15 protein-coding genes are annotated in these 22,548 nt (G+C 71.2%); 4 read left to right on the forward strand and 11 right to left on the reverse strand.

Translation table 11 applies throughout. From position 1 onward, the window contains the following. A partial coding sequence (locus tag AN218_RS02500) for a bifunctional acetate--CoA ligase family protein/GNAT family N-acetyltransferase (protein ID WP_070014870.1) occupies window positions 1–2,030 on the reverse strand: 2,030 nt, incomplete at its 3' end. Between the two features lie 151 nt (window positions 2,031–2,181). Between AN218_RS02500 and AN218_RS02505 the strand changes: the two genes are divergently transcribed. Next, window positions 2,182–2,466 (forward strand): HPr family phosphocarrier protein, encoded by a 285-nt coding sequence (locus AN218_RS02505; RefSeq protein WP_070014872.1) that lies wholly within the window; start codon window positions 2,182–2,184, stop codon window positions 2,464–2,466. 118 nt (window positions 2,467–2,584) lie between these two features. Here the strand turns inward: AN218_RS02505 and AN218_RS02510 are convergent, their stop codons facing one another. The 3 genes from AN218_RS02510 to AN218_RS02520 form a co-directional block, all read right to left on the reverse strand. Beyond that, the gene (locus AN218_RS02510) at window positions 2,585–3,466 is read right to left on the reverse strand and encodes a M23 family metallopeptidase (protein ID WP_070014874.1); all 882 of its coding nucleotides are present in this window, start codon (window positions 3,464–3,466) and stop codon (window positions 2,585–2,587) included. A 658-nt stretch (window positions 3,467–4,124) separates the two neighbouring features. Continuing rightward, window positions 4,125–5,495 (reverse strand): M16 family metallopeptidase, encoded by a 1,371-nt coding sequence (locus AN218_RS02515; protein ID WP_070014893.1) that lies wholly within the window; start codon window positions 5,493–5,495, stop codon window positions 4,125–4,127. Window positions 5,496–5,551: 56 nt separating this feature from the next. Further along, complete coding sequence (locus AN218_RS02520) at window positions 5,552–6,907, reverse strand: M16 family metallopeptidase (RefSeq protein WP_079131748.1); 1,356 nt, start codon at window positions 6,905–6,907, stop codon at window positions 5,552–5,554. A 313-nt stretch (window positions 6,908–7,220) separates the two neighbouring features. Here AN218_RS02520 and AN218_RS02525 point away from each other — a divergent pair, with 313 nt between their 5' ends. After that, a complete protein-coding gene (locus AN218_RS02525; RefSeq protein ID WP_070014878.1) occupies window positions 7,221–9,665 on the forward strand; it encodes a DNA gyrase/topoisomerase IV subunit A in 2,445 nt (814 codons plus the stop codon). A gap of 76 nt (window positions 9,666–9,741) precedes the next feature. Here AN218_RS02525 and AN218_RS02530 read toward each other — a convergent pair whose 3' ends face one another. Then, the gene (locus AN218_RS02530) at window positions 9,742–10,926 is read right to left on the reverse strand and encodes a CobW family GTP-binding protein (protein WP_070014880.1); all 1,185 of its coding nucleotides are present in this window, start codon (window positions 10,924–10,926) and stop codon (window positions 9,742–9,744) included. A gap of 399 nt (window positions 10,927–11,325) precedes the next feature. Between AN218_RS02530 and AN218_RS02535 the strand changes: the two genes are divergently transcribed. After that, entirely contained in the window at window positions 11,326–13,035 is a 1,710-nt protein-coding gene (locus AN218_RS02535; protein WP_107421330.1) for an ATP-binding protein, read from the forward strand. A gap of 118 nt (window positions 13,036–13,153) precedes the next feature. Here the strand turns inward: AN218_RS02535 and AN218_RS02540 are convergent, their stop codons facing one another. From AN218_RS02540 to AN218_RS02555, 4 genes are all read right to left on the reverse strand, one after another. Beyond that, window positions 13,154–14,017, reverse strand: a complete 864-nt coding sequence (locus tag AN218_RS02540) for a glycoside hydrolase family 16 protein (protein WP_070014881.1) — start codon at window positions 14,015–14,017, stop codon at window positions 13,154–13,156. A 358-nt stretch (window positions 14,018–14,375) separates the two neighbouring features. Next, entirely contained in the window at window positions 14,376–15,962 is a 1,587-nt protein-coding gene (locus tag AN218_RS02545; protein WP_070014882.1) for a solute symporter family protein, read from the reverse strand. Next, window positions 15,959–16,492, reverse strand: coding sequence for a DUF485 domain-containing protein (locus AN218_RS02550; RefSeq protein WP_070014894.1), 534 nt, complete (start codon window positions 16,490–16,492; stop codon window positions 15,959–15,961). The genes AN218_RS02545 and AN218_RS02550 overlap by 4 nt, the downstream gene beginning before the upstream one ends. An 86-nt stretch (window positions 16,493–16,578) precedes the next feature. Further along, entirely contained in the window at window positions 16,579–18,726 is a 2,148-nt protein-coding gene (locus AN218_RS02555; protein ID WP_070014887.1) for a DNA gyrase/topoisomerase IV subunit B, read from the reverse strand. Between the two features lie 425 nt (window positions 18,727–19,151). Between AN218_RS02555 and AN218_RS02560 the strand changes: the two genes are divergently transcribed. Then, window positions 19,152–19,379 (forward strand): DUF7455 domain-containing protein, encoded by a 228-nt coding sequence (locus AN218_RS02560; protein ID WP_070014889.1) that lies wholly within the window; start codon window positions 19,152–19,154, stop codon window positions 19,377–19,379. Between the two features lie 210 nt (window positions 19,380–19,589). On the opposite strand, the gene AN218_RS02565 is transcribed toward AN218_RS02560, so the two are convergent. Further along, window positions 19,590–20,444 carry a S1 family peptidase gene (locus tag AN218_RS02565; RefSeq protein WP_079131749.1) on the reverse strand — a complete coding sequence of 285 codons (855 nt, stop codon included), beginning with the start codon at window positions 20,442–20,444 and terminating at the stop codon, window positions 19,590–19,592. A gap of 181 nt (window positions 20,445–20,625) precedes the next feature. Then, entirely contained in the window at window positions 20,626–22,248 is a 1,623-nt protein-coding gene (locus tag AN218_RS02570) for an RNA polymerase sigma factor (protein ID WP_171908577.1), read from the reverse strand. Window positions 22,249–22,548: the final 300 nt, after the last annotated feature.

The following is a 22,548-nucleotide window of genomic DNA, read 5'->3' on the forward strand; positions in this document are numbered from 1 at the left end:
CCCGGTTCCTGGTCGGCGGCAGCGGCCGCGTCCGCCGCCGCGCGCTCCAGCAGCGCCGAGGCCCGCGCCTCGTCCGCCTCGAACTCCGGTACGCGGCCCGGGTGTTCGGCCTCGCGCCGCCAGCGCGCGTACCGCGTGGCCTCGGAGAGCGCGCGTACGGCACGCTCGGGAGCCGGATACGCGGGGATGCCGCGCTCGGCGAGCGCCTCCCCCAGGCCCTCGATCGCCAGCTCCACGACGGTGACGGGCTTCCGGGTCCCCTCGGAGGCCGCGCGCAGCGCCTCCGCCAGCTCCGCCGCGGGCGTCTCGCCGACCCAGGGGATGACGGTGACGACGACCGCGTCCGTCTCCGGGTCCGCCAGCGCCTCGGCCAGCGCCTGCCGGTACTCCTCGGGCGTCGCGTCGGTGCCGAGGTCGCGTACGGGCTGCGGACGCAGCTCACCGGCGAGCGCCGCGTCGTACGACAGCAGCCCGAGGGACTCGGCGTTCCCGAGGATCGCCGTGCGCGGCCCGGCCGGCAGCGGCTGGGAGACCAACAGGGCGCCCGCGTCGAGGAGTTCGGTGACGGTCTCGACCATCACCACCCCGGCCTGCCGCAGCAGCGCCGTCACGGTCGCCGCGGGCGTACGGGAGACGGGCGCGGCGTGTCCGGAGGGCGGCGCGCTGCCGCTGTGCCGCGCGCCCTTGACCACGACGACGGGCTTACGGGCGGCGATGCGCCGCGCGATGCGGGTGAACTTCCGCGGATTGCCGATGGATTCGAGGTAGAGCAGCGCGACGTCCGTGTCGGGATCGTCGTCCCAGTGCTGGAGCACGTCGTTGCCGGAGACGTCGGCCCGGTTGCCCGCGGAGACGAAGCCGGCGAGTCCGATGCCGCGCTGGTGCAGTCCCGCGAGCAGGGCGATGCCGATCGCGCCGGACTGCGTGAAGAGACCGACCCGGCCGCGGCGCGGCATCTCGGTGGAGAGCGTGGCGTTGAGCCGTACGTCGGGGGCGGTGTTCATCAGCCCGAAGGCGTTCGGACCGATCACACGGGTGCCGTAGGAGCGGGCGAGCCGGACGAGTTCGCGCTGCTCGTCACGGCTGAAGTCGGCGGTGAGCACGACGAGTCCGAGGACGCCGGCCTCTCCGCACTCACGGGCCAGGGCGTGCACCTGGTCCGCCGGTACGGCCACGACGGCCAGGTCGATGTGCTCGGGCACATCCCGCACCGCGCGGTACGCGGGCACTCCGCCCAGCTCGCTCTCCCCCTCGGGCAGCTCGCGGTTGACCGCGTACACCGTCCCCGTGAAGCCGCCGCTGCGCAGGCTCTCCAGGACCCGGCGTCCGGCGCCGCGCGGCGAGCGGCTCGCACCGATCACGGCGACCGTGCCGGGGGCGAGCAGCCGCCGCACCGAGCGGCCCTCGGCGCGCTGTTCGCGTGCGCGCATCACGGCGAGGGAGCGCTCGGTGGGCTCCAGGTCGAAGGTGAGATGGACCGAGCCGTCCTCGAAGCTGCGGTGCTGCGAGTACCCGGCGTCCGTGAACACCTTGATCATCTTGCTGTTGGCGGGGAGCACTTCGGCGATGAAGCGGCCGATGCCGCGCTCGCGGGCCACCGCCGCAATGTGTTCGAGCAGGGCGGAGGCGACGCCGCGCCCCTGCTGGTCGTCGCGTACGAGGAAGGCGACCTCGGCCTGTGCGGAGCCGCCTTGGGCGGAGGCGTCGGCGGAGGTGGCGGCCGACCGTCCGTCGCCGTCCACGCGGTCGTAGCGGACGGTGGCGATGAACTCCCCGCCGATGGTGGCCGCGAGGCCCACCCGGTCGACGTAGTCGTGGTGCGTGAAGCGGCGCACGTCGCGGTCGGACAGCCGCGGGTAGGGGGCGAAGAAGCGGTAGTACTTCGACTCGTCGGACACGCGCTCGTAGAAGTCGACGAGCCGCTCCGCGTCGTCGGGCGTGATGGGCCTGATCAGAGCGGTGCCTCCGTCGCGGAGCACCACGTCGGCCTCCCAGTGCGCCGGATACGCACGCTCCCGAGGGGTACGCATGGGAATCAGGGTAAGGCCGCGGGAGAGACAGGGATTCCCGACGTCGCCCCTCGGCGTCCGACAGTGCACGTCACGGGGGTGCGGCCGTCATTCGCGGGCGGCATGCGAGACTTGTTCCCTGCCGGAAAGCACGACTCGGAGGGCAACAACCATGGTAGAGCGCCGCGTCACCGTCGGGTGGGCCGAGGGTCTGCACGCCCGTCCCGCCTCGATCTTCTGCCGCGCGGCGGCTGCGGCCGGCGTCCCCGTCACGGTCAAGAAGGGCGACGACGGCACTCCGGTCAACGCGGCGTCCATGCTCGGCGTCCTCGGTCTGGGCGCGGAGGCCGGCGAGGAGATCGTGCTGGCCTCGGACGCGGTGGACGCGGAGGAAGCGCTGGAGCGGCTCGCCGCTCTCGTCTCCGAGGGCCTGGAGGAACTGCCCGAGACGGTCTGACCGCGCTGCCGGGACCCCGGGCCCTGCCCGGGACGGCACCGACACCGGCACCGAACACACGGGCCCCCGGCCGCCGTTGCGCGGCCGGGGGCTTTCGCGTGCGCTGTGCGCCGCGGGCTCAGAGGCTCACGCCGTGCTTGCGCAGATAGGAGACCGGGTCCATGTCGGAGCCGTAGTCGGCGTCCGTACGGGCCTCGAAGTGCAGGTGCGGACCCGTGGTGTTGCCGGTGGAACCGGACAGTCCGAGCCGCTGGCCCGACGTCACGCTCTGCCCGGCCGAGACACCGATCGAGGACAGATGTCCGTACTGGGTGTAGGTGCCGTCGCGGTGCTTGATCACGATGCTGTTGCCGAAGGAGCCGTCGTAGCCGGCCTCGACGACCTCGCCCGCCGCCACGGAACGCACCTCGGTGCCCTGCGCGGCCTGGAAGTCGACACCGGTGTGGCTGCCGGAGGACCACAGTCCGCCGGAGCTCTGGTACGGCGTGGACAGCGAGGGGTCCTCGACCGGCGCGACATAGGCGTTGAGCTTCGCGCGCTCGGCGGCCCGCGCCGCCCGCTCCTTCTTCTCCTTCGCCTCGCGCTCCCGCTCCGCCTTCGCGGCGGCGGCCTTGCGCTCGGCCTCGTCCGCGGCCTTCGTCCGCGCGGCGGCGGCCTGCTGAAGGCGGGCCTGGTCGGCGACGGTGTCGGCGATCGAGTCGCCGAAGCCGACGGCGTGGGTCAGACCGGTGACAGGGCGGCTCTCACGGCCGCCGTCCGCGGAGGCCGCAAGGGCGGACGTGCCGCCGTGGGTGTGCTCGGCGGCGGTCCCGGCGGCCTCGGCCTCGCTCTTCTCGGCCGAACCGCTCGCCGCGCGCGGCTGCTGGCCCGTTCCGGCAAGGGCGGGGCTCGCGAGCGATCCGACGACGCCGACGGTCAGGCTCGCTATGCCCGCGGCCTTGGCACGTCTGCTGATGGGACGGGGACGGCGGTGCGTCCCGGTGGCACGGATGAACGCCATGGGGCGGCGTGGCTCCTTTCCCTCCTTCTCGCCTACCGGGTCTGCCTCCCTCGCGCGGATCCGCGCGGCACGGCGCGGGACGCCGCGCGGGGCGGCGAACTCCCGGCGGTGCGGCGGGAATCCGGCGGGATCCGGCAGCAAGCTGCGGATCCGGCGGGAGGGGCCCCCAGTCGGTTCGGAGCAGGAAGGTCTCCTACGGTCCGCTGCGGTGGCGGACCGATTCACCCCACCCCCTCTCCTGCGCGTACCGTCCCCGGTACGTACTGGGAGGGGACCCTCTGTGCGCGCTGTGCGCGCGGCGAGGGAAGAGCCCCCGGCTCTCCGTGCGTACGTCGTCGTACGGGAGACTCGGCGATGGCGAACGTCGGCCGCGGGTGCGGTCACTTCTGACGATCGGCCGGATCGACGCTAAACGGGACATCTGCCGACGGCCAAACCAAAGCCTTGATTTGTCGCGTACCCCACACAACTGACCGGGGCACTACGGTCGTTCCGGACATAAGGGCGCCCGACGGCCGCTCCGTTCGCGGGCCCGTACGGGCATCCGCGCCCGCCGGACAGACGGCGGCCCCGGTACACGCCGCACGTGAACCGGGGCCGCCGGACGCCCTGTCGGGGCCTGCCGCCGCTCCGGCGCACCGGGCGGGCGGCGCCGATGTCAGCCGCCCGTCACCACCTTGACCTCGCCGATCCCCAACTCCCGTACGGGGTCGGCGATCTGGGAGGCGTCGCCGACGAGCACCGTGACCAGCCGGTCCGGCGGGAAGGCGCCGACGACCGCGGCCGTCGCCTCGACCGTGCCCGTACGGGCCAACTCGGCGTAGACACGGGCCTGGTAGTCGTCGGGCAGCTCCTGCTCGACCTGTTCGGCGAGGGTGTCGGCGACGGCGGATGCCGTCTCGTACTTCAGCGGTGCGACGCCCACCAGGTTCTGCACGGCGACGTCGCGCTCCTCGTCCGTGAGCCCGTCGGCGGCCAGCGTGCGCAGCACCTGCCACAGATCGGCCAGCGCGGGCCCGGTGACGTCCGTGGCGACCGAGCCGGAGACGGCCAGCAGCGCCGCGCCGGTGCCCTCGGCGCTGGAGCGCAGGACCTGCCCGAAGGCGCGCACCCCGTAGGTGTAGCCCTTCTCCTCGCGCAGCACCTTGTCGAGCCGCGAGGTGAGGGTGCCGCCGAGGCAGTACGTGCCGAGCACCTGCGCCGGCCACACCCGGTCGTGCCGGTCGGGACCGATGCGGCCGATCAGCAACTGCGTCTGCACGGCGCCCGGCCGGTCGACGACGACCACACGGCCCGTGTCGTCGGCGGTGATGGGAGCGGCGGCGCGCGGCTGCGCCGTGGAACCCGTCCAGGCGCCGAGGGTGTCGGCGAGCGCGGCGTCCAGGTCGACGCCCTCGAGGTCGCCCACGACGACGGCGGTGGCCGTGGCGGGCCGTACGTGCGCGTCGTAGAAGGCGCGGACGGCGGGGGCGTCGATGCGGGCGACCGTCTCCTCGGTGCCCTGCCGCGGCCGGGACATCCGCGCGGAGGCCGGATACAGCTCCTTCGCGAGCTCCTTGGCGGCGCGCCGGGTCGGGTTGGCCAGCTCGTGCGGGATCTCGTCCAGACGGTTGCCGACGAGACGTTCGATCTCGCTCTCCGGGAAGGCGGGGGCGCGCAGCGCGTCCGCGAGCAGCCCGAGCGCCTTGGGCAGCCGGGAGGCGGGGACCTCCAGCGAGACACGGACGGCGGCGTGGTCGGCGTAGGCGTCCAACGAGGCGCCGCACGCCTCCAGTTCGTCGGCGAACTCCTCCGCGTCGAGCTTGTCGGTGCCCTCGGACAGGGCGCGCGCCATGATCGTCGCGACGCCGTCGAGCCCGGCCGGCTCGGCGTCCAGCGGCGCCCGGAGGGTGACGTCGACGGCGACGATCTGCTGGCCGGGGCGGTGGCAGCGCAGCACCGTCAGCCCGTTGCCCAGCTCACCGCGCTCCGGCGCGGGGAAGGCCCAGGGCTTGGGCTGCCCACCGCGCGGCTGCGGATGGAACTCCATCCGCGTCCCCTGCGCCTCGGACGTGCCTGCCGCAGCGGTCTGCTGATTCGCGTCGCTCACTGGCCGGGCTCCTCGGTGTCGTCGTTCTCGTCGTCGGCCTGCTCGGCGGCCTCGGTGGGCTCGTAGACGAGCACCGCACGGTTGTCCGGACGCAGCCGTGCCGCGGCCACCTGCCGTACCTCCTCGGCGGTGACCTCCAGCACCCGCTGCACGGCGGTCAGCGCAAGCTGCGGGTCGCCGAACAGCACGGCGTAGCGGCACAGTTCGTCGGCGCGGCCGCCCACGGTGGCGAGCCGGTCGAGCCACTCGCGCTCCAACTGGGCCTGTGCGCGCTCCATTTCCTCCGAGGTGGGGCCCTCCTCGGCGAAGCGCCGCAGCTCGTCGTCGACGGCCTCCTCGATCTGCGCGACCTCGACGCCCGCGGACGCCTTGACGTCCAGCCAGCCCAGCGAGGGCGCACCGGCCAGCCGCAGCAGCCCGAACCCGGCGCCGACGGCGAGCCGGTCGCGGCGCACCAGGCGCTTGTTGAGGCGCGAGGACTCGCCGCCGCCGAGCGCCGTCAACGCCAGGTCCGCGGCGTCGCACTCACGGGTGCCGTCGTGCGGCAGCCGGTAGGCGGCCATCAACGCCCGTGAGGGCACCTCCTCTTCGACGACCACGCGCTTCTGCCCGCCGATGGTCTCGGGCAGGGTGCCGTCGCGCGGGGGCTTCTTGCCGTCGTGGCCGGGGATCGAGCCGAAGTACTTCTCGATCCAGCCCAGCGTCGCGTCCGGGTCGATGTCGCCGACGACCGTCAGCACCGCGTTGTTCGGCGCGTAGTACGTACGGAAGAACTCCCGTGCGTCCTCCAGGGAGGCGGCGTCCAGGTCGGCCATCGAGCCGATGGGCGTGTGGTGGTACGGGTGGCCCTCCGGGTAGGCCATGGCCGTCAGCTTCTCGAACGCGGTGCCGTAGGGCACGTTGTCGTAGCGCTGGCGGCGCTCGTTCTTGACCACGTCCCGCTGGTTCTCCATGGACTCGTCGTCCAGGGCCGTCAGCAGCGAGCCCATGCGGTCCGCCTCCAGCCAGAGCGCGAGCTCCAACTCGTGGGCGGGCATGGTCTCGTAGTAGTTCGTACGCTCGAAGCTGGTGGAGCCGTTCAGCGAACCGCCGGCTCCCTGCACCAGTTCGAAGTGGCCGTTGCCCTGCACCTGTGCGGAGCCCTGGAACATCAGATGCTCGAAGAGGTGGGCGAGGCCGGTGCGGCCCGCGACCTCGTGACGTGAGCCGACGTCGTACCAGAGACAGACCGCCGCGACCGGGGTGAGGTGGTCCTCGGAGAGCACCACACGCAGGCCGTTGGCCAGTCGGTGCTCCGTCGCTGTCAGCCCGCCGGTGGCCGGCGGGGGCGTGGCAGTGTGACCCATGGGCATGGAGTCCCTTCGATCGCGTCCATTGCGTATACGTGCGCAAGCGGTCCTGTCACCCTATGCAACCGACCCGAGCGCGTGCGAAGTTCCCGTACCGTACGCCTCTGAACCGGCCTCGTAGCGTGCCGTTGTACCGTGCCGTTCGCCGTACGGGCGGCGGTGGCGGCGCACAACGAGGGCCCCCGACCGCCGGGTCGGGGAACCGGTTGTCAGATCCGCGGTCCACAATGGTCCGCGTCACGACCCGCCTCCGCACCGGACGGGCGCCTCGCCGCGCGCCGCCCGGACGGCACGCAACGAAGGAGCCGCAGCCGCGATGGCCCCCCGCAGTACGAAGACACAGCCGGACGATTTCGAGGAGCGCATCCTCGACATCGACGTCGTCGACGAGATGCAGGGCTCCTTCCTGGAGTACGCCTACTCGGTCATCTACTCGCGGGCGCTGCCCGACGCGCGGGACGGCATGAAGCCCGTACAGCGGCGCATCCTGTACCAGATGCACGAGATGGGCCTGCGTCCCGACCGCAGCCACGTCAAGTGCGCCCGCGTCGTGGGCGAGGTGATGGGCAAGCTGCACCCGCACGGCGACTCGGCGATCTACGACGCCCTGGTGCGCATGGCCCAGCCGTTCAGCATGCGTCTGCCGCTCGTCGACGGACACGGCAACTTCGGCTCGCTGGGCAACGACGACCCGCCCGCCGCCATGCGGTACACCGAGTGCCGTGCGGCGCCCGCCGCGGGCCTGATGGTCGAGTCGATCGACGAGGAGACGGTCGACTTCGCCGCCAACTACGACGGCAGCGAGCAGGAGCCGGTCAGCCTCCCCGCCGCGTATCCGAACCTGCTGGTGAACGGCTCGTCCGGCATCGCCGTCGGCATGGCGACGAACATGCCGCCGCACAACCTGGGCGAAGTCATCGCCGCCGCCCGGCACTTGATCAAGCATCCGGGCGCGGACCTGGAGACGCTGATGCGCCATGTGCCGGGCCCGGACCTGCCCACGGGCGGCCGGATCGTCGGCATGGACGGCATCCGGGACGCCTACGCACGCGGCCGCGGCACCTTCAAGATGCGCGCGACGGTCACCGTCGAGCAGGTCACGCCGCGCCGCAAGGGCCTGGTCGTCACGGAGCTGCCGTTCACCGTCGGCCCGGAGAAGGTCATCTCCAAGATCAAGGATCTGGTCAACTCCAAGCGCCTCCAGGGCATTTCGGATGTGAAGGACCTCACCGACCGTGCGCACGGGCTGCGTCTGGTGATCGAGGTGAAGAACGGCTTCAACCCCGAAGCCGTCCTGGAGCAGCTCTACAAGCTGACGCCGATGGAGGAGTCCTTCGGCATCAACAACGTGGCCCTGGTGGACGGCCAGCCGCTGACGCTGGGTCTGAAGGAGCTGCTGGAGGTCTATGTCGACCACCGGTTCACGGTGGTACGCAGGCGCAGCGAGTACCGGCGCGGCAAGCGGCGCGACAGGCTGCACCTCGTCGAAGGTCTGCTGGTGGCGCTCGTCGACATCGACGAGGTCATCCGGATCATCCGCTCCAGTGAGAACGCCGCGCAGGCCAAGGAGTCGCTCATCGCGCGCTTCGGCCTCAGCGACGTGCAGACGCAGTACATCCTGGACACCCCGCTGCGCCGTCTGACCAAGTTCGACCGCATCGAGCTGGAGAGTGAACGGGACCGGCTGCGCGCGGAGATCGAGGAGCTGACGCGCATCCTCGAGTCCGACGCGGAGCTGCGCAAGCTGGTCTCCACCGAACTGGGCCAGGTCGCCAAGAAGTACGCCACACCGCGCCGTACGGAGCTGCTGGAGTCGGCCGGGGCACCGGTCGCGGCCGTTCCGCTGGAGGTCGCAGACGACCCGTGCCGCGTGCTGCTGTCCTCGACGGGGCTGCTGGCCCGTACGGCCAACGGCGAGCCGGTCTTCGACCAGGAGGCCAAGCGCACCAAGCACGACGTGATCGTCTCCGCCGTGCCCGCGACGACACGGGGCGAGACCGGCGTCGTCACCTCGGCGGGGCGGCTGCTGCGGCTGACGGTCGTCGATCTGCCGCAGCTTCCCGAGTCGCCGCCGGTGCCCAACCTCGCGGGCGGCGCGCAGCTTTCGGAGTTCCTGACGCTGGAGGACGACGAGCGCGTGGTCTGTCTGACCACACTGGACGAGTCGTCGCCGGGCCTGGCACTGGGCACGGAGCAGGGCGTGGTGAAGCGCGTCGTGCCCGACTACCCGTCGCACAAGGAGGAGTTGGAGGTCATCTCGCTGCGCGAGGGCGACCGCGTCGTGGGCGCCGCCGAACTGCGCACGGGCGAGGAGGACTTGGTCTTCATCACCGACGAGGCGCAGTTGCTGCGCTATGCGGCGAGCCAGGTCAGGCCGCAGGGACGCGCGGCGGGCGGCATGGCCGGCGTCAAGCTGGGCGACGAGGCGAAGGTGATCTCCTTCACCGCCGTCGATCCCGCCGTGGACGCGGTGGTCTTCACGCTCTCCGGATCGCACGGCACGCTGGACGACTCGATCAGTACGGCCAAGCTCACGCCGTTCGACCAGTTCCCCAGGAAGGGGCGCGCGACCGGCGGCGTACGGTGCCAGCGGTTCCTCAAGGGCGAGGACATGCTGACGATGGCGTGGGCGGGCCCGACCCCGGCGAAGGCCGCAGCGGCGAACGGCACACCGGCGGAGCTTCCGGAGCCGGACCCGCGCAGGGACGGCTCCGGGGTGCCGTTGAAGAAGCCGGTCGCGGTCGTCGCGGGGCCCGTGTAGGACGGGCCCTGGCCGGGCCAGGCCGGCGTACGGACGTACGGACGGGACGTGCGGCGGGCTCCGGGGAGGCCCGCCGTCAGCCGAAGTCCGGCTCGTCGACGGGCACTTCGGAGGGCTCCCCGGCGTCCGGGGCCCCGTTCTGGTCCCTGTCGTGGTCCGGGTCCTCGGACGCGTCGGCGGGTTCGTCGGCGGGCGGTTCGACGTAGCGCAGCACGCCCCACATCGCCTCGGGACGGGGCGGGCCGTCCGTACCTGTCGCATCGTGGGCGCATGCGGCCAACTCCTTGCGCAGCGCCTCCGCGTCCGTCCCCGAGCCGATCAGGACGAGCTGGGTCAGGGGCTCCTCGTCCGCGCGGCGCCGGGAGGGCGCGAAGCGCAGAAAGGCGCCGACGGCGTGCACGGCGTAGGTGTTGACGGGGTCGGCGGGGCCGAAGTCGACGAAGCCCTTGATCCGGTAGAGCCCGGGCGGACGGCCGTCGAGGAAGTCCAGGAAGCGCCGCGGGTCCAGCGGCCTCGCCGAGGTGAACTCGACGCTCTCGTACGCCGCGTGGAGATGCCCGGAGTGATCCTCCGCGCCCTCCGCGCCGTCCTCGTCCCCGTCCTCCGCCTCGTCCCGTAGCAGCGCGTCGAACGAGAGCTGCTCGACGGCGGGGCGCGGCCGATGCACGGGGTCGAAGAGCAGCGCGGGATCGATCCGCCCGTGCGAAGCGGTCACCACCGGCCTGCCCGGGGCGAGTTGCTCCAGCCTCCCGCGCAGCCTCCGCAGCTCCGTCTCCCCCGCCCGGTCCGCCTTGCCGAGCACGACGAGGTCGGCCGCCCGTACATGGCGCTCCAGTTCGGGATGGCGGGCGCGTACGTTCTCGAACTCCGCCCCGTCCACGACCTCCACGAGCCCTCCGTAGACGGTGTGTTCGCTCCCGGAGGCGAGGATCATGCGGATCACGGTCTCGGGTTCGGCCAGGCCGCTGGCCTCCACGATGATCACGTCCATCCCGGCCGACGGACGGGCGAGCCGGTCCAGCGCCTCGTCCATGTCGTCGGTGTCCACGGCGCAGCACAGACAGCCGTCGCCGAGCGGAACCATCGAGTCGACCTGGCCGGCCACGGTCATGGCGTCGATCTCGATGCTGCCGAAGTCGTTGACGATCGCGCCGATGCGGGTCCCGCCGCTGTGCCGCAGCAGATAGTTGAGCAGGGTCGTCTTGCCGGAGCCGAGGAAGCCCGCGAGGACGATGACCGGTACGCGCCGCGGTGGTGCCACGAGTGCTTCTCCTGGGGTTGTACGAGGGGTTCGCGAGGGCCGGTGCGGGGGCCCCTGTGTGCGACCGGGTGTGCGGCCGGGGTGGGGGACGAGATGTGCGGAGTCGGACGGCTGCCGATCGTAGCGGCGATGCCGCACGTCACAGCGCACAGCTCCCCCGGAGGGTTACGGTCGCGGCACCGTCGCGGGCGGGCGACCACGCCGCTCGCATCCCGCACACGCTCCGAGGTCCCCGTGACCGTTCCGTCCACCGCTGCGAGCACCGCTGTGAACCGTGCCGCGAGCAGCGCCGCGTCCGCGCCCGGGCCGCCGTCCGGCTCCCCGCCCGGGCGCCGGCTGCTGCCCGCGTCGCTGGGCCGCCCGCGCTGGCCGCAACGTGTCTTCGCACAGGTGCTGCTCATGCAGCTCGCGATCGCCACGGGTGTCATCGCCCTGGTCACCGGACTCTTCCTGGCACCGCTCAGCGAGGAGCTGGACGGCCGCGCGATGGACCGCGCCCTGGCCATCGCCCAGACCACCGCCGCCCGGCCGGGGCTCGCGGCCCGGCTCACGGACGGGCCCGGCCCGTCCGCGCGCGGCCCCGTACAGCGGGAAGCGGAACGGATTCGCAAGGCCACCGGCGCGGGCTATGTCGTGATCATGGACACCGACGGCGTGCGCTGGTCGCATCCCGAACCGCGCCGCGTCGGAGCGCATGTCTCCACCGACCCCAGCGCCGCCCTCGCCGGGCACGAGGTACGCCATATCGACGAAGGCACCCTGGGCCGCTCCGCCCGCGGCAAGGTGCCGCTGCGCGACGGACGCGGCGAGGTGATCGGTGCGGTGTCCGTCGGCATCGCCTACGAGGGCGTACGGGAGAAGTTCCTCGGCGCGGTCCCCGAACTGCTCGCGTACGCGGGCGGCGCCCTCGCCGCCGGAGTGCTCGCCTCCGTGCTCGTCTCCCGCAGGCTCCAACGACGCACCCACGACCTGGCGTTCTCCGACATCTCCTCGCTCCTGGACGAGCGGGAGGCGATGCTGCACGGCATCCGCGAAGGCGTCGTCGCCCTCGACGCGGACGGCAGGATCCGGCTCGTGAACGACGAGGCACAGCGGCTGCTGGAGCTGCGCCCCGAGGACACCGGCCGCCCGCTGGCCGAGGTGCTGGGTCCCGGCCGTACGGCGGACGTGCTGTGCGGCGAGGTCACCGGCACCGATCTGCTCACCGTCAGCGGCGGCAGGGTGCTCGTCGCCAACCGCATGCCCACGGCCGACGGCGGCGCGGTGGCCACCTTCCGCGACCGTACGGAACTGGAGCTGCTCGGACGCGAACTCGACGGCTCCCGCGGCCTGATCGACGCCCTGCGCGCCCAGGACCACGAGCACGCCAACCGGATGCATCTGCTGCTGGGCCTGCTCCAGCTCGGGCAGCACGAGGAGGCGGCGGCCTATCTCCGCGAGACCGTCGGGGTGCACCGGGCGACGGCGGAGCAGATCGCGGAACGCGTCGAGGATCCGCTGCTGGCCGCGCTGCTGGTGGGCAAGGCGACGGTCGCCGCCGAACGCGGCGTCGCCCTGCGGCTCACCGACGGTACGAGGCTTCCCGACCGGCTGGTGGATCCGCGCGAACTCGCCACCGTGCTGGGCAACCTCGTCGACAACGCGCTGGACGCGGCGGCGGGTTCGAAGGGCGCGTGGGTGGAGGTGCGGCTGCGGACGCAGGACGGTGAGGAAGCGGAAGCGGAGGCATCGTCGCCAGAGCCGCCCCCGACCACATCCGAACCGGTGCCGACACGGACGGCAAGCGGAACGGACGGCGCAACCACGCCGGAGCCGGCCGCCGACGTCACCACCGCCGGCGCCCGCGCCGCCCCCGGCACCTGTCTCGTCCTCACCGTCGCCGACAGCGGCCCCGGCATCGACGGCGACAAGCGCGAACTGGTCTTCGCCGAGGGCTGGTCCACCAAGACCCCGCCGCCACACCGCCGGCGCGGTCTGGGCCTGGCCCTCGTACGACGGCTCGCGGAACGCCACGGCGGCTCGGTGCGGGTGGGTCAAGCGGCGGGCGGCGGCGCCGAGTTCACCGTCGTACTGCCGCAGGCGCTGCATCCGGCGCGCTCGTCAGGATGAGCGCGCCGGAGCCGCGTCCGGACCGGCACCCGGCGAACCGGCCCGGACGGTCCGTGGCCCCCGGGATGCGGGGCACGGGTTACGGAGCCGCTGTGCGCGTACCGGCAGGACCGGGGCGTCAGTTGCCGCCGGTCACCTTCACGTAGTCGACGACGAGCTGATTCGGGAAGGTCGTGCCGCCGTCGGGGTCGCCGGGCCAGTCACCGCCGACCGCGAGGTTGAGGATCATGTAGAAGGGGTGGTCGAAGACCCACTTGTCGCCGCCCAGGTCGGAGGGCGTACGCGTCTGGAACTCGTTGCCGTCCACCGACCATGTGATCTTCTCCGGCGACCAGTCGACGGCGAAGGTGTGGAAGTCGTCCGCGAACTTCTGCCCGTCCGGGAGCGAGTAGTCGGCGCCGATGCCCTCGCCGCCGGAGTAGCCCGGACCGTGGATGGTGCCGTGCACGGTGCCCGGTTCGTTGCCGACGTTCTCCATGACGTCGATCTCTCCGCAGTCGGGCCAGCCCGCGCTGCCGATGTCCTCACCCAGCATCCAGAAGGCGGGCCACATGCCCTTGCCCTGGCTCATCTTGATCCGGGCCTCGGCGTGGCCGTAGGTGGTCTTGAAGGTGCTGGCGGTGTTCAGACGTGCCGAGGTGTACTCGCACTTGCCGTACCAGCAGTCGTAGTCGCCCGGGTTCTCCTTCTTCGCCGTGATGACGAGGTTGCCGTTCCCGTCCAGCGCCGCGTTGTCCGTGCCGGAGGTGTAGTACTGGCGCTCGTGGTTGCTCTCGTTGTCGCCGGTCTCCAGCTTCCACTTCGAGCTGTCGACGGCGCTGCCCTCCGGGCCGTCGAAGTCGTCCGTGAACTCCGCGGCCTTGGCGGAGCGTTCGGCGGCGGGGGCGGACGGGTCGGCGTTCGCGGCGGACGTCAGCAGGGGCGTCGTGGCGAGGGCCGCGGCGGCGAACAGCCCCGCGACCAGGTAAGTGCGCTGTCTCATCGAGCGGTGCCTTCCTGTGGGGAGGGACCGCGTGGGCGGTCCAGGAGGTCCGGCCGTGTGGGACGGCCGGGTCGCGCTCCGGCAGTCCGAGGGACGAGCCGCGCCCGGTGAACCGCTGTGCGGCGAGCAGAAGTTCACCCCACGGCGAAGGGCGGCAGCACATCGATGGGCGTGCCGTCATCTCTTGAAGACAATCTTCGACGGGTCGACACCGATGTCAATGGTCTGGACTTAACTCTTCACCACATGTCCGCACCACAGCGCGGCGTTCGGCCGGGGAGAACGGACGCGGCACGTCCGCCCTCCCCCGACTCCCGGCGTACGCGCGGGCGTTCGGCCGACCCGGCGCAGCACGCCGTCACACCGCACCCGCCCCCGTGAGCGAACGCACCTCCGTCTCCGCGTACTTGGCCTCGTCGGCGATCTCCCGTGATGTGACCGTCCCGAGCCAGCCGAAGAAGAACGCCAGCGGAATCGCGACCAGCCCCGGGTTCTCCAACGGGAAGACGGCGAAGTCGACTTGGGGGAAGAGCGCCCCCGGACCGCCCGAGACGACGGGCGAGAACACCACCAGGACGATCGCCGGCACCAGTCCGCCGTACACCGCCCACACCGCCCCCTTGGTGGTGAAGCGGCGCCAGAACAGCGCGTACAGCAGCACCGGCAGATTCGCCGCCGCGGCCACCGCGAAGGCCAGCCCCACCAGGAACGCGACGTTGAGATGCTGCGCGAGCAGCCCCAGTCCGATCGCCGCGGCGCCCACCCCGACGGCCGCGACGCGTGCGACGCCCACCTCGCCCCGCGTACCGCGCCGGCTCAGCGACGCGTACAGATCGTGTGCGACGGCCGCTGACGAGGCGAGCGTGATCCCCGCGACGACGGCGAGGATCGTCGCGAACGCGACGGCCGCCACCACGGCGAACAGCACGGAACCGCCCGTCGACCCCGCTCCCCCGCCCAACTCCAGTGACAGCAGCGGCACCGCCGTGTTCCCCGCCGGGTCGGACGTGCGCACCGCGCCCCCGCCGAGCAGCGCCGCGGCACCGAAGCCGAGAACGATCGTCATCAGATAGAAGGCGCCGATCAGCCCGATCGACCACACGACCGAACGCCGGGCGGCACGGGCCGTCGGCACGGTGTAGAAGCGCGAGAGGATGTGCGGCAGCCCCGCCGTGCCCAGGACGAGCGCGAGCCCGAGGCTGACGAAGTCCAGCCGGTGCGTCCACTCGCCGCCGTAGCGCAGTCCCGGAGCGAGGAAGTCCCGCCCGTGGCCGCTGCGTTCGGCCGCCGCGCCCAGCAGCGCCCCGAGATCGCCCCCAAAGCGCAGCAGCACCAGCACGGTCAGCGTGACGGCCCCGCCCAACAGCAGCACTGCCTTCACGATTTGAATCCACGTCGTGGCCCGCATCCCGCCGCACGAGACATAGACGACCATGAGCGCCCCGACCCCGATCACCGTCCACGAACGCGCCGCCCCGCTCTCGCCGCCGAGCAGCAGCGCGACGAGGCTGCCCGCGCCGACCATCTGCGCGACGAGATAGAGCACGGAGACGGTCACGGACGAGATCCCCGAGGCGATCCGTACGGGCCGCTCGCGCAGCCGCGCGGTGACGACGTCCGCCAGCGTGAACCGCCCGCAGTTGCGCACCAGTTCGGCCACGAGCAGCAGGACGACCAGCCAGGCCACGAGGAAGCCCACCGCGTAGAGCATGCCGTCGTAGCCGTACAGCGCGATGACCCCGGAGATCCCGAGGAACGAGGCGGCCGACATGTAGTCGCCGGCGATGGCGAATCCGTTCTCCATCGGGCTGAAGAGCCGCCCGCCCGCGTAGAACTCCTCCGGCGACCCCCGCCGTCTGCGGCTCGCCCAGCTCGTGATGGCGAGCGTCACGGCGATGACGGCGCTGAAGAGCACCAGCGTCAGCGTCTGATGTCGGTCGCTCAAGACACCCTCTCCCGGACGGCGGGGGACGCGGCGGCACCGGCACGCAGGCGCGTCATCTCCTGTGTCTCCCAGCGCAGTTCGAGCGCGAGCGCGTCCCGCCGCAGCCGCGCGTGCCGTACGTACGCCCACGTCACCAGGAAGGTGCTGGCGAACTGCGCGAGACCGGCGGCCATCGCGACGTTGAAGACCCCCGCGAGCGGACGGGCCATCAGCCCCGGCGCCGCGGTCGCGGCGACGACGTACGCGAGATACCAGACGAGGAACGCCACGCTCACCGGCAGCACGAAGCGCCGGTAGCGCCTGCGCACTTGCTGGAAGGAGTCGCTGCGCTGCACCGCGAGATAGACGGCCGCGTGCGCGTCCGCACCGTCGGCGGGGACGGCGGCAGGGCCGGCGGCAAACGACGCGGCGGACGGTGCGGTCACCGCAGCCGGAGCCGGCAGCGCCGTCGCCGTCGTGCCCGACGGCGGTGGATCGTGCTCGCCCGGCCCGGAGGCCAGGGCGTCGTACCAGGGATCGTCAGTGCGCATGCCCAAGGATGGACAGACCCGGCAGACCCCGGACGGGGCATCCCGGACTCTTCACCCCATCAGGTGACTTGCTGGTACGGCGCTCCTCAGACGTCGATACGGGAGCGGTCCAGCGTCGCCGCGGACGAGCTGATGAACTCCCTGCGCGGCGCCACCTCGCTCCCCATCAGCAGGTCGAACGCCGCCTCCGCCGCCTCCAGATCGCTGATGTTGATCCGGCGCAGCGTGCGGTGGCGCGGATCCATCGTGGTCTCCGCGAGCTGCCCCGCGTCCATCTCGCCCAGACCCTTGTAGCGCTGGATCGAGTCCTTGTAGCGCACGTTGGTGCGCTCCAGCTCCAGAAGCGTCTGCCGCAGCTCGTTGTCGGAGTACGTGTAGATGTACTTCTCCTGCCCCTTCCTGGGGTTGACCAGCTCGATCCGGTGCAGCGGCGGTACGGCGGAGAAGATGCGCCCCTCCTCGACCATCGGCCGCATGTAGCGCTGGAAGAGCGTGAGCAGCAGGATCCGGATGTGCGCGCCGTCCACGTCGGCGTCGGCGAGGAAGATGACCTTGCCGTAGCGGGCCTGGTCGATATCGAAGGTCCGCCCGGACCCCGCTCCTATCACCTGGATGATCGAGCCGCACTCGGCGTTCTTGAGCATGTCCGCCACCGAGGACTTCTGGACGTTGAGGATCTTGCCCCGGATCGGCAGCAGCGCCTGGAACTCGGAGTTGCGTGCCAGCTTCGCGGTGCCCAGCGCCGAGTCCCCCTCGACGATGAACAGCTCGCTGCGGTCGACGTCGTCGCTACGGCAATCGGCCAGCTTGGCGGGCAGCGAGGACGATTCGAGTGCAGTCTTGCGCCGCTGCGCCTCCTTGTGCTGCCGGGCGGCGATACGCGTACGGGCGGCGGCGGCGATCTTCTCCAGCACGGCCCGCGCCTGCTGCTTGGCGTCGCGCTTGGTCGAGGTGAGGAAGGTCTTGAGCTCCTTGGCCACGACCTGCGCCACGATCCGGGAGGCCGCCGAGGTGCCCAGCACCTCCTTCGTCTGCCCCTCGAACTGCGGCTCGGCCAGCCGTACGGTCACCACCGCCGTGAGGCCCTCCATCGCGTCGTCCTTCGCGACGTCGTCCTCGGCGACGCGGAGGATCTTCGTGGAGCGCAGCGCCTCGTTGACGGTCTTGGCCACGGAGCGCTCGAAGCCCGCGACGTGGGTGCCGCCCTTGGGCGTCGCGATGATGTTGACGAAGGACTTCAGCGTGGTGTCGTAGCCCGTCCCCCAGCGCAGCGCGATGTCGACGCCCAGCTCACGCTGGACCTCGGTGGGGATCATGTGGCCGCGGTCGTCGAGGACCGGCACGGTCTCCTTGAACTGGCCCTTCCCCTGGAGCCGCAGCACGTCGCTCACGGGCTTGTCCTGCGCGAGGTACTCGCAGAACTCGCTGATGCCGCCGTCGTACCGGAAGACCTCCTCGGAGACCTCCTGCCCGTCCAGCCCCCGCTCGTCCCGTACGACGAGCGTCAGCCCGGGGACGAGGAAGGCGGTCTGCCGGGCGCGGCCGTGCAGGGTCTCCAGCGAGAGCCGGGCGTCCTTGAGGAAGATCTGCCGGTCCGCCCAGTAGCGCACGCGCGTACCGGTGCGGTTCTTCGGCAGCTTCTTGCCCTTGCGCAGACCGCTCGCGGGATCGAACGGCGCGTCCGGCCCGGACTCGGTGAAGATCCCGGGCACGCCGCGACGGAAGCTGATGGAGTGCGTACGGCTGCCGCGGTCCACCTCGATGTCGAGGCGGGAGGAGAGCGCGTTGACGACGGAGGCGCCCACGCCGTGCAGACCGCCGGAGGCCGCGTAGGAGCCACCGCCGAACTTGCCGCCCGCGTGCAGCTTCGTCATCACGACCTCGACGCCGGACAGACCGGTCTTGGGCTCGACGTCGACCGGGATTCCGCGGCCGTTGTCGGTGACCTCGACGGAGCCGTCCTCGTACAGGACGACCTCGATGCGGTCGCAGTGCCCGCCCAGGGCCTCGTCGACGGAGTTGTCGATGATCTCCCACAGGCAGTGCATGAGGCCCCGGCTGTCGGTGGAGCCGATGTACATGCCGGGGCGCTTGCGCACCGCTTCGAGCCCCTCCAGGACGAGCAGGTGCCGCGCGGTGTAGTTCGTGCCGCCGTCCCGGTCCGCGCCGGCGAGCAGCGCGGTGGACGGCTTGGTGTTCCCCCTGCTGGAGGCCAGGGAAGAGTCGGCGGTCACGCGGTTCGCTCCTCGCTGAATTCTGCTTGTGGTGGCTGGTTGCCGCGTCAGAGGGTACCGAGACTGCAGGACAGGGCGTGCCGCGCCACCCAGGAAGGGATCCATGCTAGCCCATGGTCGTTCGTACGTTCGATAACACGATGGGGTGACGCACACATCACGTTCCCTTTGGCGCATGAACCATTTAGGCTCCGGGCACGTCCCCTTCAACACGGGAACACAGCAGAGACAAACAACTGGACAACAGCAACCAAGCACCACCACCACGAAGCAATCCACGTAATACGGCTCATTCGCCGCCACCCGGCAACATGCAGCCGTTCCTCGGGAGAAATCTTCGAGGAATGGTCGAGAGCGGGAACGTTTTCGGCCTGGTTGGATGTTGACCCTGGTACGACAGCTCGTCGAGCTAGAGAAGAGGCGACGTGACTACTGTTCTGACCCCCGCGACTCCGTTGACGGCCGCCGATCGCTGCGACCGCTGCAACGCTCAGGCATACCTGCGCGTCGTACTGCTCAGCGGTGGAGAGCTGCTGTTCTGCGCACACCACGGGCGTAAGTTCGAGCCGGAGCTCAAGAAGATCGCCGCGGAGATACAGGACGAGACGGAGAAGCTCACCGCTCCCGCCAACAACGAATCGGCGGAGCAGTGAGCGGCCTGACCTGACAAGACGTCCCGAACCGACGAGCTCGGACCGGCAGAAGGCCGGGATTCGGAGGGCGGTCATCCGGAGACACCGGGTGGCCGCCCTTCCGTGTCCTGCCGACGGGACCGGGCCGCCGGAGTTCTTCGCCGTGACGGCTCCGGGCCTGTCCGAGCGCTTCTGCTCTCAGCGAACAATTCACTGGAGCCTCACCCACGGTCATGCGATGTGCTCCCGCACGAGTCCTGCCATGGCCGAGACCCGGGTGTAGACGCCCGGCCGTCCCTCCTCGCCGCAGCCCGCGCCCCAGGACACCAGTCCCACGAGTCTGCCGTTCGCGACCAGCGGCCCGCCGCTGTCCCCCTGGCAGGCGTCACGGCCGCCCTGTTCGACCCCCGCGCACACCATGGAGTCCTTGTCGAAGGCGCCCTCCGCGTCGCTGGGATAGGCGCGGGCGCAGTCGGGGTCGGCCAGCATGTTCACATCCGCCGCCCGCAGGCTGGCGGCGTAGTCGCCGTTTCCGCTGCTGTCGCCCCAGCCGTAGACCTGGGCGGTGGCGCCGCGGTCGTAGCCGGGGTCGCCGTCGGCGGCCATCGGGATCGTGGAGCTCTGGGGCAGGGACTTGTCGAGGGTGAGGACGGCGATGTCGCCGGCGTTCGTCCCGCTGTCGTAGCCGGGGTTGATCCACTTCTCGCGCACCTCGACCTCGTGGCCGGTGCGGGAGTCGAGATCGTTCCGCCCGGATATCACGTGCAGGTCGTCGACCTCGCCGTGGTCGACGCCGAGGACCTCCCGGGTCAGGCAGTGCGCCGCGGTGATCACCGTACGGGTGCCGACCAGCGCCCCTCCGCAGAACTGGCCCGAGCGCGCGTCCCCGAAGCGGTCGCGGCTGGTGAGGGCCACCACCCACGGATGCTCGGCGGCGTCCACGGAACGGCCGCCCACCACGGCCCGGTCCTTGGCCGCGGCCTGCGAGGCCGGAACGCCGGGCACGAGGACGAGCCCGAGCGCGACGAGAGTGCCGAGCAGCGCGGATATGAGCGAGGGCAGCGGGAGTACTCGCAGCGGACGCATACAGCCTCCTGGCGATGTCGGCCTCGGGGACGGCCTGCCGGACCATCAAGAGTGATCCGGACGGAGCAACTCCGCATCCCGGGGAGACAGCGCCCGCCCACGGCAGGGGCCGGTGACCGTTGGTAAGGTCACCGGCCCCTGCCGTACGCGCTCTGTGCTGTCTTGTGCCGCGCCGCCGCCGTCAGTCCAGGTAGTCGCGCAGAACCTGGGAACGGGAGGGGTGGCGGAGCTTCGACATCGTCTTCGACTCGATCTGGCGGATCCGCTCACGCGTGACGCCGTAGACCTTGCCGATCTCGTCGAGGGTCTTGGGCTGACCGTCCGTCAGGCCGAAGCGCATCGAGACGACGCCCGCCTCGCGCTCGCTGAGGGTGTCGAGGACCGAGTGCAACTGCTCCTGGAGAAGCGTGAAGCTGACCGCGTCCGCGGGGACGACCGCCTCCGAGTCCTCGATGAGGTCGCCGAATTCGCTGTCGCCGTCCTCACCGAGGGGCGTGTGCAGCGAGATCGGCTCACGCCCGTACTTCTGTACCTCGACGACCTTCTCCGGCGTCATGTCCAGCTCCTTGGCCAGCTCCTCCGGGGAGGGCTCGCGGCCGAGGTCCTGGAGCATCTGACGCTGGACACGGGCGAGTTTGTTGATGACCTCGACCATGTGCACCGGGATGCGGATGGTGCGTGCCTGGTCGGCCATCGCGCGCGTGATGGCCTGACGGATCCACCAGGTCGCGTACGTCGAGAACTTGTAGCCCTTGGTGTAGTCGAACTTCTCGACGGCGCGGATGAGACCGAGGTTGCCCTCCTGGATCAGGTCCAGGAAGAGCATGCCGCGGCCGGTGTAGCGCTTGGCCAGGGAGACGACGAGACGGAGGTTGGCCTCCAGCAGATGGTTCTTCGCGCGGCGGCCGTCCTCGGCGATGATCTCCAGCTCGCGTTTGAGCTTGGGTGCCAGCTTGTCCGCAGCGGCGAGCTTGTCCTCGGCGAAGAGGCCGGCCTCGATCCGCTTGGCGAGCTCCACCTCCTGCTCGGCGTTGAGGAGGGGGACCTTGCCGATCTGCTTGAGGTAGTCCTTGACGGGGTCGGCGGTGGCGCCGGCGGCGGCGACCTGCTGGGCAGGTGCGTCGTCCTCGTCGTCGTCGGAGAGAACGAAGCCCTCGTTCTCGTTCTTCACCTCGGCCGTGGGACCGTCGTCCGCGCCCGGCTTATTCGCGGGCTTGGCCGGGGCCTCCTCGGCCGGTTCGTCCGCGTCCTCGAGGATCTCGTCGACGACCGACTTCTTCGCGGCGGTCTTCTTGGGCGCGGCCGCCTTCTTCGCCGTGGCCTTCTTGACCGTCTTCTTCGCCGCTGTCTTCTTGGCGGCGGCCTTCTTGACCGGCTCGGCGGCGACCTCTGCGGCCGCGGCCTCGACGGCCTCCACCGCGGGGGCTTCGTCCACCTCTGCGGCGTCGGCCTCGACGGGCGCCGGGGCCGTCTTCGTGCTCGTCTTCTTGGCGGTTGCGGTCCTGGCGGGGACCGTCTTCGTGGCTGTGCGCTTGGCGGGGGTCTTGGCCGCGACGCTCTTACGGGTGCGCTTGGGGGCCTCTGCGGCACTCACCATCAGCGTCACACCCTCCTCGTCGAGGATCTGGTTGAGGCTGCGCAGTACGTTCTTCCACTGGGTTGGCGGAATCTGGTCAGCTTCGAAGGCCCGACGCACGTCGTCGCCGCCGATCTGCCCCTCAGCCTTTCCCCGCTCGATGAGCGCCACCACAGATTCGGATTCGGCGATCTCCGCGGGGAGCGTACGGGATGTGCTGGCCGACACGAACAACCTCTCGGAACGATGGAAACGGCAAACCGACGGCGGGGATGAACCGACGGCGCGGGCTGAGCTGTGGAGGAATACAGCGCCTGTACGAGCACCGGCTCCGGGTGCCGTATTCCCTCCTCGGCTTCACCTCTTGAGTCATCGCGCTGTGACGCGAAGCGTTACGGGCAATACACGTGGCCCGGGTCACACCCTTCTCCATACATTCGGGAAAGAGGCTGACGAAAAGGACGCCACTCCAAGGAAGCTGCCCCGGAAGTACGAGGGCGGAAACGGCTGCGCCGCCGGAATTCGGCG

This window comes from Streptomyces nanshensis, assembly GCF_001751255.1.
GTDB classification, from domain to species: domain Bacteria; phylum Actinomycetota; class Actinomycetes; order Streptomycetales; family Streptomycetaceae; genus Streptomyces; species Streptomyces nanshensis_A.

Excerpts from the sequence above, each read along its gene's own strand:
- AN218_RS02505 (WP_070014872.1), top strand. The coding sequence starts at position 2,182 with ATGGTAGAGCGCCGCGTCACCGTCGGGTGGGCCGAGGGTCTGCACGCC.
- AN218_RS02510 (WP_070014874.1), bottom strand. The coding sequence starts at position 3,466 with ATGGCGTTCATCCGTGCCACCGGGACGCACCGCCGTCCCCGTCCCATC.
- AN218_RS02515 (WP_070014893.1), bottom strand. The coding sequence starts at position 5,495 with ATGGAGTTCCATCCGCAGCCGCGCGGTGGGCAGCCCAAGCCCTGGGCC.
- AN218_RS02520 (WP_079131748.1), bottom strand. The coding sequence starts at position 6,907 with ATGCCCATGGGTCACACTGCCACGCCCCCGCCGGCCACCGGCGGGCTG.
- AN218_RS02525 (WP_070014878.1), top strand. The coding sequence starts at position 7,221 with ATGGCCCCCCGCAGTACGAAGACACAGCCGGACGATTTCGAGGAGCGC.
- AN218_RS02535 (WP_107421330.1), top strand. The coding sequence starts at position 11,326 with ATGCAGCTCGCGATCGCCACGGGTGTCATCGCCCTGGTCACCGGACTC.
- AN218_RS02540 (WP_070014881.1), bottom strand. The coding sequence starts at position 14,017 with ATGAGACAGCGCACTTACCTGGTCGCGGGGCTGTTCGCCGCCGCGGCC.
- AN218_RS02550 (WP_070014894.1), bottom strand. The coding sequence starts at position 16,492 with ATGCGCACTGACGATCCCTGGTACGACGCCCTGGCCTCCGGGCCGGGC.
- AN218_RS02565 (WP_079131749.1), bottom strand. The coding sequence starts at position 20,444 with ATGCGTCCGCTGCGAGTACTCCCGCTGCCCTCGCTCATATCCGCGCTG.